This window comes from Psychrobacter urativorans, assembly GCF_904846675.1.
GTDB classification, from domain to species: domain Bacteria; phylum Pseudomonadota; class Gammaproteobacteria; order Pseudomonadales; family Moraxellaceae; genus Psychrobacter; species Psychrobacter urativorans_B.
Window position 1 is genome coordinate 1 of record NZ_CAJHBT010000011.1, and the last position, 13,972, is coordinate 13,972.

Annotated in this window: 11 protein-coding genes and 1 pseudogene; 4 read left to right on the forward strand and 8 right to left on the reverse strand. The window is 44.6% G+C overall.

Going from position 1 to position 13,972, the window contains the following annotated elements; translation table 11 throughout:
* Positions 1–231: pseudogene (gene tuf / locus JMY06_RS06645) on the forward strand (elongation factor Tu); the annotation flags it as partial.
* A 166-nt stretch (positions 232–397) separates the two neighbouring features.
* Entirely contained in the window at positions 398–901 is a 504-nt protein-coding gene (rimI, locus tag JMY06_RS06650) for a ribosomal protein S18-alanine N-acetyltransferase (RefSeq protein WP_201617368.1), read from the forward strand.
* Between the two features lie 97 nt (positions 902–998).
* Here rimI and JMY06_RS06655 read toward each other — a convergent pair whose 3' ends face one another.
* From JMY06_RS06655 to trxB, 3 genes are all read right to left on the reverse strand, one after another.
* The gene (locus JMY06_RS06655; RefSeq protein WP_201617371.1) at positions 999–1,439 is read right to left on the reverse strand and encodes a MerR family transcriptional regulator; all 441 of its coding nucleotides are present in this window, start codon (positions 1,437–1,439) and stop codon (positions 999–1,001) included.
* Between the two features lie 98 nt (positions 1,440–1,537).
* Positions 1,538–2,386: a leucyl/phenylalanyl-tRNA--protein transferase gene (aat, locus tag JMY06_RS06660; RefSeq protein ID WP_201617373.1), complete on the reverse strand. Its 849-nt coding sequence runs from the start codon at positions 2,384–2,386 to the stop codon at positions 1,538–1,540.
* On the reverse strand, positions 2,387–3,421 hold the full coding sequence (trxB, locus tag JMY06_RS06665) for a thioredoxin-disulfide reductase (RefSeq protein WP_201617375.1): 1,035 nt from the start codon (positions 3,419–3,421) through the stop codon (positions 2,387–2,389).
* A 545-nt stretch (positions 3,422–3,966) separates the two neighbouring features.
* On the opposite strand from trxB, the gene JMY06_RS06670 reads away from it, so the two are divergent.
* Positions 3,967–7,317: a DNA translocase FtsK gene (locus tag JMY06_RS06670; protein WP_201617382.1), complete on the forward strand. Its 3,351-nt coding sequence runs from the start codon at positions 3,967–3,969 to the stop codon at positions 7,315–7,317.
* Positions 7,318–7,486: 169 nt separating this feature from the next.
* The gene (locus JMY06_RS06675; protein WP_201617384.1) at positions 7,487–8,980 is read left to right on the forward strand and encodes an amidase; all 1,494 of its coding nucleotides are present in this window, start codon (positions 7,487–7,489) and stop codon (positions 8,978–8,980) included.
* Between the two features lie 190 nt (positions 8,981–9,170).
* On the opposite strand, the gene JMY06_RS06680 is transcribed toward JMY06_RS06675, so the two are convergent.
* The 5 genes from JMY06_RS06680 to dacB all read right to left on the reverse strand — a co-directional run bounded on the left by JMY06_RS06680 (position 9,171) and on the right by dacB (position 13,955).
* Positions 9,171–10,070 carry a DODA-type extradiol aromatic ring-opening family dioxygenase gene (locus JMY06_RS06680; RefSeq protein WP_201617386.1) on the reverse strand — a complete coding sequence of 300 codons (900 nt, stop codon included), beginning with the start codon at positions 10,068–10,070 and terminating at the stop codon, positions 9,171–9,173.
* 107 nt (positions 10,071–10,177) lie between these two features.
* Positions 10,178–10,666 (reverse strand): 23S rRNA (pseudouridine(1915)-N(3))-methyltransferase RlmH, encoded by a 489-nt coding sequence (gene rlmH / locus JMY06_RS06685; RefSeq protein ID WP_201527478.1) that lies wholly within the window; start codon positions 10,664–10,666, stop codon positions 10,178–10,180.
* 83 nt (positions 10,667–10,749) lie between these two features.
* Entirely contained in the window at positions 10,750–11,277 is a 528-nt protein-coding gene (locus tag JMY06_RS06690) for a DUF421 domain-containing protein (RefSeq protein WP_201617388.1), read from the reverse strand.
* A 154-nt stretch (positions 11,278–11,431) separates the two neighbouring features.
* On the reverse strand, positions 11,432–11,920 hold the full coding sequence (locus JMY06_RS06695; RefSeq protein ID WP_201617390.1) for an ABZJ_00895 family protein: 489 nt from the start codon (positions 11,918–11,920) through the stop codon (positions 11,432–11,434).
* Between the two features lie 103 nt (positions 11,921–12,023).
* Positions 12,024–13,955: a D-alanyl-D-alanine carboxypeptidase/D-alanyl-D-alanine-endopeptidase gene (gene dacB / locus JMY06_RS06700; protein ID WP_227672221.1), complete on the reverse strand. Its 1,932-nt coding sequence runs from the start codon at positions 13,953–13,955 to the stop codon at positions 12,024–12,026.
* Positions 13,956–13,972 lie beyond the last annotated feature (17 nt).

Below are 13,972 nucleotides of genomic sequence, written 5' to 3' on the forward strand. Positions count from 1 at the left end.
CGTCATACACCATTCCTAAACGGCTATCGTCCACAGTTCTACTTCCGTACCACTGACGTCACTGGCGCAATCCAATTGCAAGACGGTACTGAAATGGTTATGCCTGGTGATAACGTTGAGATGGGTGTAGAGCTTATCCACCCAATCGCTATGGACAAAGGTCTTCGCTTCGCAATTCGTGAAGGCGGCCGTACAGTAGGCGCTGGTGTTGTTGCTAGCGTTAGCGTTTAATACTGAATGTAGTATTTAAACCGTTAGTTAAAAAGCTGCTCTCTTTATTGAGGGTGGCTTTTTTTATTGGCTGAAGAAAAGTGTTAGGGTAATTGCATTAAACTTACTATTAATAATTGACACTAAGATGAGCTATATTTAAAGAACAACAATAAAGGACAGCTAAATGTTAATTATAAAACAGCTATCAACTCATGCAACTGGATATAACCAAGCTCTGCAACAAGTCGCTGATATTGAAACTAGCGTTCAGCCGCATGATGTGTGGAATTATCAGGTACTGAGTGAATTACTTGCGCAAGATAGCATTCATCATTTGTCAGTTGTTTATAGTAATAGTGATGTGACAGGCCGCACTAATAATAAGATAGTCGGATATTGTTTATATCAGATAGTGTTTGAGCAAGCAGAAATCCTGCGGATTGGCACCCACCCACATTATCAGCGTCAAGGTACTGCCTCGCAGCTGTTCATAGCGTTAAATAAAGAAATGGAAGCTAACAAAGTTAATAGTTTGCTATTAGAAGTACGGGCAGACAATGTCCCGGCAATAGCACTATATGAGAAGCAAGGATTTGTCATTATTCATCGACGCAAAGGCTACTATCAGCAGCCACAACAACCAGCGATTGATGCTTTAATTATGCAGCGTAGCTATTCAATAGAATAATAAAAAGATTAACAGAATAATAAAAAGTACTCAGTTAGCGCGGTGCTAAAAAAGAATCAAGATTACTGCTGACGTAGTCTTACTGTCAATATAGTTTTTATGGTAGCAGGGGTGATATTTGATTTTTGCAGTCTTTAACAGTGTGCTTATAGCTACTGTCTGTTTTCATACGTTCGAGGGTAGCAACGCGCTCGGTGAGCAGCTCGACCATACGATTAATATTGGCCTGTTGTTTTTTGACTTGTTCTAACTTTTGCTGAGTTATAATGAGCTGTTCATTAAGGTCAAGGTGCCCATCGTAGTAGTCATTGAGGCTGTCTTTTATTTCGGTGAGGGTAAAGCCGATGGCCTGCGCGCTTTTTATCAGCTCAATACGTTCGATACATTCGGGATGGAATTCGGTATATAGGCGTGATCCCGCTTGGCGCTTACGCGATTTGAGTAGCCCTAACTGATCGTAATGGCGTACCGTATCCTTGGTGGTATTGGCCCGTGTTGCCAGCGTTCCAATCAGTAAAAACGATTTATCAGGCACCATAAAATAACTCCGTAAGAATAATGTCTATTTAAAGACCATCTAAAAAGTAATGGCAGAGCTTAATAAAACTAAGTAGCATTACCATATCAATTCTGACTCTATGTTATGAGCTGCCATGGCTGTGAGCTATCTAGCATGGCAACGGCTAATGGCTGATAAGAGTCAGGTTGCCACTTTACTGAACGACCGGTAATTAAGGTATCTAATTGAGCTAAAAAATCACTACGCGGCAAGGTTACTGCACCTAAGCTCATCAAATGCTCATTCGGCAGTTGACAATCTACCAGTGCGATACCGCTTTGATCACATAAGCGCATGAGACCCCAAAATGCCAGTTTTGAGGCATTTGCGGCACGATAAAACATGGACTCACCAAAATAGATGTTACCTATTTTTAGACCATATAAGCCCCCAATCAGCTGACCATCATTATCCCAAACTTCAACACTATGGGCAAAGCCGTAAGCATGCAGCTCGGTATAAGCGTCAATCATTTCCTCATGTATCCAAGTATGCTCACCCTCAGGCAAGCCATCGCTGCGCGGCAGACTACAAGCGTGTATGACCTCGTCAAACGCTTGGTTGAGCGTTAATTGCCAACGCTCACGCTTTGCTTGGCGGCGGAGTGATTTGCTTGGCTGATAATCAGACGGTACCATCACACAGCGCGGCTCAGGGCACCACCATGCAATAGGCTCATCTTCATTAAACCAGGGGAACAATCCTTGCGCATAAGCAGAAATTAGCGTGTAAGGTGCGAGGTCGCCACCTATCGCTACTATGCCAACGCCATCGGGATCAACATCAGTAGGATTGGGGAAGTTATAACGCCCAAGACTTTTTAAGGTCTCAGGCGTGATATGTATGGTGTCAAAAGAATGCGTATCAGTGCCGCTAGTAGCCGTTTGTGCGGCTGCATTGTGAGCGGCTTGAGCAGAATGGCTCATTTACACTTCTTTATCGGCAGTCAAAGTTGAAGCATAGGTATGGTCGCGAGCAGTTGTTTCGCCGATAGCGTCCAGATATTTTTCGGCGTCAAGCGCTGCCATACAACCGGTACCGGCTGAAGTAATTGCTTGACGATAAACATGATCGGCAACGTCACCAGCTGCAAATACACCTTCAATACTGGTTTGAGTAGCCTTGCCATTAAGGCCGCTATTAACGACGATATAACCATCATTCATATCTAATTGACCGTCAAATAGTGCAGTATTGGGTTTGTGACCAATGGCGACGAACATACCAAAGACGTCTAACTGCTTGGTGCTGCCATCGCCAGTAGATTTAATGACCACGCCATTGACGCCCATGTCATCACCGACCACTTCTTCGACGCTGTGATTCCATTCGATTTTAACGTTACCGTTTTTAGCTTTTTCAAACAGTTTATCTTGTAGGATCTTTTCAGAGCGTAAGCTATCGCGGCGATGTACTAAAGTCACTTCGGCAGCGATGTTAGACAAATACAAAGCTTCTTCAACGGCGGTATTACCACCGCCGATGACCGCTACTTTTTGATCTTTATAAAAGAAACCATCACAAGTAGCACAAGCGGATACACCTAGGCCTTTGAACCTTTCTTCTGATTCTAGTCCCAAATACTGGGCAGAGGCACCCGTTGAGATAATCAAGGCGTCGCAAGTATAGCTGCCATTGTTGCCTTCTAATTTAAAAGGACGCTCGCTAAGATCTACAGTGTTGACGTGGTCGTAGACCAATTCAGTACCAAAACGTTCAGCATGGGCTTTCATACGATCCATTAGTGCAGGACCGGTTAAGTCATGAGCGTCGCCCGGCCAGTTATCGACTTCGGTAGTGGTGGTGAGCTGTCCGCCCACTTCTAAACCGGTTACCATAACAGGCTTTAGGTTGGCACGCGCAGCATAAACGGCGGCGGCATAACCCGCAGGGCCTGAGCCTAGAATGATTAGTTTTTCGTGGCGTGGATTATTATCAAGGTTAGTAGATGCAGTGCTCATGGATATTCCTTATTAAGGTCAAAATTTAGTTAACTAAGACATTGTGTTAAAAATAAAATAAAATGAGTAGAAATTAAAGATATTCGAATTATTATAAATGCTGGATGATACTAACATATGGCTAGTGAGTAAAAAGTGCAAGTTTGCTAACATAAACATGGGTATCATTAGAACTAAAGTACGGCAAGCAGCACCTAAATGTACTCAAGTTGTCATATATCATTGGGGAGGCTAGTCCTATTTTCAAACCTATTATCTAATATTAGCGTTATTCTTAAAATTATTAATGGTTGTTTAATCACTGATGAGTGCTTATAGTCCTCTTTTACTGCTATTTTTATTAATAACAGGGTCGCCACTTAAGCTAGGTATTTGTTATTATAGGAGGTTATGCTGTACGCAACAGAGACAGCCGGCTATGTCATAATAGACACTTCGCTACCCAAATTTAAATGAGTAATTTATGTCAGTATGATTAGGCTTAATCATGCGTTGGCAACAACTTTGTATTGATAATTTAGTGTTAATAATGAGGCAGATCTTACGTGATATCAGCACCGCTTATTGAGTATTTAAAAAAAGGGATATTTACCATCCTAGGGCTAATGTTAGCAGTCTATTTGTTTGTGATATTGCTTACTTATACCGGTAATGATCCTAGCTGGTCACACATTAGCAGTGATATGACGACCGTTAATAATACTGGCGGTGCAATGGGTGCGTGGTTATCCGATTTACTTTACAGTTTTTTTGGTTTTGGCGCGTGGTGGCTGCTGATATTTTTGGTATACGAATCTATCTTAATATGGTGGGATAATAAGCCGACGTTCTGGATATTGCGGCTGGTCGCTTATGTGTTTTTGATACTGAGTGCCAGCGCCTTATTTGCGCAAATACTGGCTTTAATTCAGCATGTCACAGATCCAGTAACGACAGGGCTTACGGGCCTTGCTGGCGGTATTGTTGGTACTGAATTACAAGCACGTTTAGCGCACTTGTTAACGCAGTGGGGCAGTGTATTGTTTTTGACCGTATTCGCAATTATTACGGCAACTTTTGCCTTTAATATCCATTGGCTTGCGCTTTATAACAGATTAACTAACTTGGCGTGGCTCGGTTCTGGGTTGCAAGATGAGGGTAATTTAGATAAAGCATCTAGTAATGAGCAACAAAATATCAATAAACGCTCACACGCTAAAGAATCCATCATCAGTAAAATTACGGAAAAGAAACCCGATTATGGGCAATTACCACTCGAGTTACAACCTGCTGGCCATGCTCATAGCAATGAAGCCCCAGATAATAGTGGTCGATTTAGTGGCGTGTTATCAGATTTTTTAGTCAAGTCAGGATTGGGCGCTAGCGTTAAAGCCTCCTTGGCTGCGGAAGCGGCGAACAATACCGTTAATAGTACAATTAAAAATACGGCTAATAACAGTGCTATGAATGACCGCGTGCAGCCTGCACCAGTAACACCAAGCAATAATACGGTTGATACTGCCAATACTAACGCTATTAATACGAGCAATCACAATCTTACCTCTGAACCTACTGTTCATTCTAGCGCTACAACTGCACGTAAAGTTGAGCCGAGCTTTGCATGGAATGATGCAGATACTGTTCATGATTTATTGGCAAATGACTTAACCATTGAACAGAAAGCTGCTTATGATTACGCAAATATTGAGCCTGTACATACAGTGTCACCCACAGTTACGAATACGCAAACAGCTAAAACTACTGCTGCCCATAAAGAGAGTTTCAATAAAGAAAGTGCCAACTCGTCAACAGCAAACGTTGATGAATTAGCGGATGCGTGGTTAGCAGAACATGGCTCAGCTGCAGTATCAACACCAATATCAGAAGCGCCATCAGTATTGGTAGACAATGTGGCACATAACTCGACAGCTCAACCCGTGCAAGAAACGCCAATGGAGCCTATTGAGAGTTCATCTACTGAGAAAGATGAGCCGTTAGATATTTTCGAACAAATGGTGTCTGGAACATCTGTTTTTGAAACGATAAGAGCTCCCAAAGCGCTTACTCCTGAGACGTCTGTTCCTGAAAAATCTGCTTCTGCTACCGTCGCAGAAGTTGCAGCTATAGTAGACCCTGTGGCAGATATGTCTCCAACCAATACGCCGCCTACCAATCCAAAAGTAGCACCAACAGCGGTTGCCGGTACTACTACTGCTACTGATACTACAAATGCAACTATTGAAACGGTAGTAGCGCGTAAACCAACTATGAGTTTTGCCGTGCCAGAGGGCGACACCAGTAATCATATTGCTGATATGATGCCTGAGGACGATACCAGAGCTGACCATGGATTACACGCACCAACTATGCCTGAAATTCACGATGATGCTGCTTTTTCTCAGCGTTCACGCTCGATGCAAACCGCTGAATACCGCGCTCATCTAACGCCCGTTCCCGAAATATCTATTCTCGATAAGCCCGACCCTAATCGCCAGCCCAGCTATACCGTCGCTGAGCTTGAGCAATTATCAGAGCTGTTAGAGATTAAACTGCAAGAGTTCAATGTTAAGGCGCAAGTGGTCAATGCTATTCCGGGACCGGTAGTCACGCGTTTTGAAGTTGAGCTTGCGGCTGGCGTTAAAGCCAGCAAGGTGACCGGCATTTCACGTGATTTGGCGCGCTCCCTATCTATGGCGTCTTTACGGGTGGTCGAAGTCATTCCGGGTAAGCCTTATATAGGCATTGAAGTCCCTAATAAACAGCGAGAAATGGTGCGCTTAATTGAGCTACTAAATACCGAAAAATATAAAGATTCCGAATCTCAAATTAGCATGGCCATGGGTAAAGACATCGGTGGTAAGCCAATCATTACTGACCTTGCGCGCGCGCCGCATATGCTGGTTGCCGGAACTACTGGTTCTGGTAAATCAGTATTGGTCAACGCCATGCTGTTGTCGATGCTACTCAAATATACGCCTAATGAGTTGCGACTTATCTTGATTGATCCCAAGCAGCTGGAGCTTGCCAACTATAATGATATTCCGCATTTACTGACCCCAGTGGTCACGGATATGACTGAAGCAGCCAGCAGCCTGTCATGGTGCGTGGCAGAAATGGAGCGTCGTTATCAGCTGATGAGTTTACTCAAAGTACGGAAGCTCAGTGATTTCAATAAAAAAGTCATTGCTGCTGAAAAGTCCGGCACGCCGATGTTAGATCCACTATGGCGTCCTAATGACAATGTGAGTATCAGCCAAGCACCGAAGCTCAAAACGCTGCCGATGATTGTGATTGTTGCTGACGAATTTGCTGATATGATTATGCAAGTAGGCAAACAAGCCGAAGAGCTTATTACTCGTCTGGCACAAAAATCGCGGGCGGCAGGGATTCACTTAATTCTTGCGACCCAGCGTCCATCGGTCGATGTGATTACGGGTTTGATTAAAGCCAATATTCCAGTGCGCGCCGCCTTGCGGGTTAACTCAAAAGTCGACTCGCGCACGATTTTGGATAGTGGCGGTGCCGAAGATATGCTAGGTAATGGTGATATGCTATTCTTAGGCCCAGGACAGATTGAGCCAGATCGTGTCCACGGCGCTTATGTGAGTGATGAGGAGGTCAACAGCGTTTGTGACGCGTGGCGCGAGCGCGGTGCCCCTGATTATATTGATAATATGGCTGGCAACTTCGAATTATCTAGTCCCGGTGGTAGTACTGGCAGTCCCTCTGGTGAAGATGATGAGCTTTATAATGATGCGGTCGGCTTTATTATGGAGACACGCAAAGTCTCGGCCTCTAGTATCCAGCGTAAATTTAGTATCGGTTATAACCGAGCAGCGCGCATTGTGGATTCGATGGAGGACGCTGGACTGGTCAGCCCCATGGGTAAAAGTGGTAAGCGTGAGCTGTTAATGTAGGCGTTAATAAGTTTGATTAAGTAAAAAAAGACGAGCTACGAAAGTAGCTCGTCTTTTTTATTTGATTGCGCTATAAACCTCATATCAAGAATTATTTGTAAGATGTCTGGCAGTCAGTCTAGTAACTCAATATACTCAATAAAAGCTTAATTTTAAAGGAGGACGAATTATGTTTAAAGAATATACCCAATATGACGCGCTAGGATTGGCAGCGTTAGTAAACTCGGGACAAGTTAGCGCAAAAGAGTTGTTAGACGCTGCCGTTGATACCGCCAATCGACTCAACCCAAAACTTAACACCATTATTCATCGCTTTGATGAGCGTGCCTATCAAGCGGTGCAGGCAGGATTACCAACGGGGGCATTTACTGGTGTGCCGTACCTTTTAAAGGATCTATCATTTTATTTTGAGGGTGAGCCGCTAACGATGGGTAGTCGCAGCGTCAATGTTGTGAATACGTATGATAGTGAAATCGTCAAACGCATGAAAGCGACGGGGGTCAATACTTTTGGTAAGACCAATACTCCTGAGTTTGGATTAATTATTACCACTGAACCCAAAGCGCATGGCGCGGCACACAATCCGTTTAAAAAAGGCTATAGTACGGGTGGCTCATCCGGTGGTAGTGCGGCGGCAGTGGCAAGCGGTATCGTACCGATGGCGGGAGCAGGTGATGGTGGCGGCTCGATACGCTTTCCAGCAGCTTGGTGCGGCGCGTTTGGACTAAAACCAAGTCGTGGTCGCAATCCTTTAGGGCCAGCATTTGGCGAAGGCTGGGATGGCGCGATTGCAGATCATGTCATCACCCGTAGCGTGTGTGATAGTGCAGCCATGCTCGATGCGACTAGCGGCGCGGAAATCGGTGCACCTTATGTCATCGCACCGCCCGATGGAACCTTTTTGCAAGCAGCGATGCGCGCGCCACGGCCACTGACCATTGCGCTACATCAACAGCCGTTGGTCGCTAATACGGTAGTGGATAAAGAAGTCTTAGCCGTCCTTGAACAAACTGCCGCGCAATTAGAGGCGATGGGCCATCGCGTTATTCCCGCTGAGCCTAATATTAATATCGAGAAGTTCTGGCATGACTTTTTAGTTGTTATCTGCGCGCATACCGCCTTTACTATTGATAATGTTGAGCGCAGTTTTGGCTCAAAGCACATAAAAAACCTTGAACCGCAAACCTATAATATGGCGATGATTGGGCGGTCATTGTCTGCGGTAGATTTGGTATATGCCAAACAGGGCTGGCATGACAGCCAATATCAAACGGGCAAGCTGCTTGCGCAATATGATATGATTTTGTGCCCGACAGTACCTACCCCTGCGGTGAAACATGGCGTCTTGCCGCCGAGCCGAACGGAGGAGATGCTGATGCGTAGTGCTGGGGTGCTTAATAAAGGCTTTGATATGGGCAAGTATGCCTTTAGTTCAGGAACTATTGAAAAGCTTAGCGCACCTGTGTTCAGTAAAATGGCCTTTACGCTATTAGGGAATGTCACCGGACTACCCGCGATGTCAGTACCAGTAGGTATGAGTAAAAAAGGCTTGCCAATTGGTATGCAACTGATTGGGCGCATGAATGATGAGGCAACTTTGCTTAGCTTAGCAGGAGAGATGGAGCGCGCTGGATTGTTTACCAAACCAGCTTTTGATAAATAATAGAAGTCACAAGAGTGATTTAATTTTATGATTGTTAAATATAATTATTCTACTTTAAAAAGGATGTGGTGTGGCTAAGAGAAATTTCCGAAGCCTCTGGAGTGGCAACGCCGCACAGCAAGCAAGAAAATTACTCTTAGCCTTACGAGTTTAATTACTGTATCTATTTCCTTTAGTTTTAATTATAAGGCTAATCAAAACGATAAATATCCATCCCTAGGCTATGATGCGCCATACTTTCATGGACGACAGAGACTCGTTGACCGGCCCCCAAGGCAAAAAATAGCGGTAATAAGTGCTCATCGCTCGGATGGATATTTTGATAATCAGGATATTGCTGCCAATCTAAAGCGGCAGGAATATCTGTTTTGAGCTGTTGTAATAGCCACAATTTAAAGTCTTTTGCACTCTCATCAACACTATCTGCCTGCCAGCGCAAAGCTTTTAGGTTATGAGTAATATTTCCTGAGCCAATAATTAATATTTGCTGATCACGTAACTGCGCCAGCTGTGCGCCCAATTGGTAGCAGGCATTACTGTCATAATGCTGCGGCAAGGATACTTGCACAATAGGCACATCCGCTTGCGGATATAAATGCCGCAGTGGCGCCCAAACCCCATGATCACAGACGCGTAGTGGATTGACACTACAAGCAATACCACGTGCACTAAGTTGCTGCGCTAATGATTCAGCAAGCGCAGCGTGACCGTCTACTGGATATTGGATTCGATGTAGCTTGGCATCAAAGCCCGAAAAGTCATGCCAAGTTTTGGGCTTGGGATTACTACTGATTTCAAGCTTAGACGATAACCAATGGGCGGACATGATGATAATGGCGCGTGGCTTGGGTAGGTTATGACCTATTCGTGCCAAGGCGCTGGTGGTTGCAGACTGTTCAATAGCCAGCGTCGGCGCTCCATGTGAGATAAAAATTGCTGGCAAGCGTGCGGCATTGCTCTGTCCAGCAGGCGCGTCTGCCCAAGCCACTGCCGCCGTAATGGGCGTAGTAGGGTCAGTATCATCGCGGTGTTGTCCGTGATGGTTGGGATAATTAGCGGGGCTTTTTTTAACAGGTTTTGGATAGCTCATGTGCCATTCATTAGGGCGCGCCGCCGTTTTTCAATCTGTTGTATCAATCATATTTGACGCTTATCCGTTTTTTGATTGTCTGTCTAAGTATCATTGGTTTACTATTACTAATTACCACGGTGATAAGGATGGTTGTTATTAATACTCATCGCCCGATATAACTGCTCCATTAATACCACGCGTACTAATGGGTGCGGTAAGGTTAGCGCTGACAAGGACCATTTCATATCTGCATTATCGAGTACCTCTTTTGAGACCCCATCCGCACCGCCAATCACTAGCGCAATATCGTCCCCTTGCTGCATCGCATCTGCTAGCTTATCTGCCAAGCCTTCTGTCGATAGCATCTTACCTTTAACATCCAATACCCATAGCTGCTCGTGGCCAGCAGTAGCATGAGCGGCTAATATTGCCTGACCTTCTTGTTCGCGGTACTGCGCTAAATTAGCTTCAGAAGGGTTTTTAGCACGCTTAGCCGCAGCAAGTTCAACGATTTCGGTGCTAAGCATCGGTTGGATACGTTTGTAGTATTCATCAAAACCGCTCTGTACCCAATTAGGCATTTTATTACCAACGGTTAACAGTCGTGCTTTCATTGCTATTGATCCTTTGTCTTTGACGATTTTTAATATTTTTAATCTTTTAGCACTAGATGTATTTGGTTTGTCAGTTCCTCCGCTTAACGCATTAGCGGTAGTAGGGTTTCAGAGACCACATTAGCTTGGGCGTTATCATTTTTGGTAATAATAGTGAGTTTGGCATCGGACTCAAAAATAATCGCCTCAATCTCACTTAAACGGCTGATACCTTCGGAGCGCATTGCACATTCTAGCTCTTGATGCGTCAGACGCTCGGCGTGCATGGCATCCGGTAAATACTCACCTTGATAAAACACAATACGCGGCTCAGATAAGATGACACTATTAAATTGTGGGGAGATAGCAGCGTATTTGGTCACCAAGAACTGTAATAAGTACAGCACCACGATAGACGCACCGCCTTCGATGAAGGGGATGTCTTCGAGCAATATTATACTTGCGCCCAACGAGCCAATCATTACCGTCACAATCCAATCGAAGTTATTGAGCTGCGAGGTAGAGCGCTTGCCGGAAACTTTGGTAGTGACGACGACTAGGATATATACCATCGCTGCCGTTATTACAATCCGTCCAAGCTTGTCTATATTGTCAAAAAATAACATATCCATAGTACTGTTTCCCAATAATAAAGTTGCGCAATTGATAGATACCTTTGAAACTTACTGCCTAAAGTCAGCAGCGTAACGGATTTTGTGAACTAAGGATGCAAAAAGTTTGTAGTATGTTTTGGCTAGGGCTGAACATTGTGAGGCTATGAAGCTTTTATTTAGGGGCAAGCAAGCGGTTAAAGGCCCAAATGCCTATGCGCGAACTGACCAAAGTAAGCACCAATATCATGACCAGCGCACTGAGTAGCGGTAACGGCTGCTGCACTGTCATCTCAATTAATACCTCACGATCGATGGCATCAAAGAGCAATAACCAGAGACCCAAGAAGTAAGTGGCGGTCAGTAACCAGACGACAGCGACACTGCCTATCGTCAAACGGTTCATCTCGCTGCGGTTTAGGACCCGACGTTGACGCTTGATGAATTTATGTACCGCGATATAAGCACCGACCAAAATAGATAACACAGTCACCAACTGTGAGCTTAGTGCCACTTTGGTTTGAATCATCATAAATACGGCGCTGGCAAGAATATAACCGATCGCAAAAAAGCCTACGTACCGCGTTACGGTTGTTTTTAGCAGCGGTTTGGCACCTTTCAATGGCGCATTGTGTTTACTAAGTTTAGGTGTCGTACGTAGCATAATCTTACCTATAAAAGGGTGGGTCATCATTTAGCATATTGATTTATTTTATAAGCTTAAAATGGTTAATACAGTGAAATAAATCGATATTAAAAACGGTATATTATTGCTGCGCGGTCCAGTCCAGCATGGCGTCCAATACCGGTCTTGCAGTATAAGAGTTTAAGCTTTGCTCGGTATTAATCAGTCCGACCACGGTATAGTCTTGACCTGATTGGCCTTTGACATAACCTGCCATCGAGGTGACATTATCCAACGTACCGGTTTTTATCCATGCACGCCCAATAGCAGAGGATTCTGGCAAGCGCTTGCTATGAGCAGAAATTGTGCCACTCACCCCAGCGATACCCAGCGAGTCGACATAAGCGCCAAAGCTTGGGTGGCTATAAGCGTAAGTTAATAACTCGCTTAAGTTCGCTGCGCTAATGGTACAGTCACGGCACAGCCCTGAACCATTGGTCAAATACGGCGGCCGGGTAGTCAGATGCGTCTGCCACCACTGGTTAATACTTTGTAGTGCAGTTGGATAATCAGTCGATTTTGGTGTACCAAATTGATAAAGGCTGGTCGCGCCTTTTGTATTGGAATCTGCTATATTGGTTTTATTATAAGCACTTATTGATAATGCCACTTGCTCCGTCATCACATTGTTAGAGAAGTGGTTAATATCATAAATTTGTTGAGTCAAATTAAGAGACGGATAACTGACAATCGGTAGCGCCGACACAGACAATGCCGCTAAACCGAGCTTAGGGTATGTATTTTTGCCAGTTTTTTTATAAGAGTTATGAGGGTTATAAGGCGTCTCTTGTGCAATGACTTGACCGCTTAGCGTATTGCCCATCTGTTGCCATTTTGCGGCAACTGCACGCGCGGCAAAGTCTTTAGCGTCAGGATAAGCGATATAAAATACATGCTCCCCGCAGCCATCTGGTAGATTAGCATTGAGGACTAATTTATCCGTTTGCCACTGCGGCGAGAGGCTATATCTAGCTTGCGAACAAGGGGCTGCACGAGTATTCACCACACTAGGCAATTGATAATTTGCCAGCTGCGGGGTGTATGTCAGCTGCGCTTGTTCATTATCTAGTGGATAACTTTGAATGCCTATGCTACTAAAGTTGACCAAAAAACCATCTGGACTGGCGTTGTAAGGACGTAGTGGCGCGTTATCAAAAGCAGAAGGATCTTTGCTAACATTTTTAAAGACAGCACTATCGACGATAATATCACCATCAATATGACGGATGCCTGTTTTTTGTACTTGATAAAGCAATTGCTGCAGACGCTGATGAGTCATTTTTGGGTCGCCACTTCCCTGAATAATCAGATCACCATGCAGACGGTGACCAATGATAATGCCCGAATGATAGACCCGCGTGTGCCAAACAAAGTCAGCGCCTAAAGTATCAAGGGCAATAAAACTGGGCACAAGTTTCATGGTGCTGGCAGGTGTGCGCGCTACATTAGGTTGATGGTTAACTAGGGGCTGGTGGATTTTCAGAGGGCCTATCGTGGGTGTTATAGTTAGGGTATCAGTCGCGCCAAAACCATCATTCTTTTGAGCCTTATTTCGGCTATTATTTTCATTATTACTAACAGTGTCAGGCTTTGATACAGGTTTACTGGGTAATACGGTAGGGGTGTTCTCTAGGCTTTGGTAGGTATAAGCATCATCGGTATAATTATGTAGCGCCCGTTCTTGCTGGACGATTTCTTGCTTGCTGACAGTGATAGGAGCGGTTTGGTTGGCTACGCTTTTTTTATTAGCATCATCGCTGTCAATAACTTGTACTATCTGCGGTAGACGACTGGCATTTTTAGTACCGACTGGAGTAATAATAATACTGATATTAGCGGCGCTCAAATCGGCGCGATTAAGAGCAGTTTGAATTTCTTTCGGCAATGCGGCTTGTACACCGATTGGTATTACAATTTGTACTAAAAGTGCAGATGCAATCAGCAGCTTAAGTTTCAAGCGCTTGGGCAGTGGTCTATGAGAGTGACCTAATAGCCGCGCCTTTACAGAAAGCATTACTGTATTACCGCTTA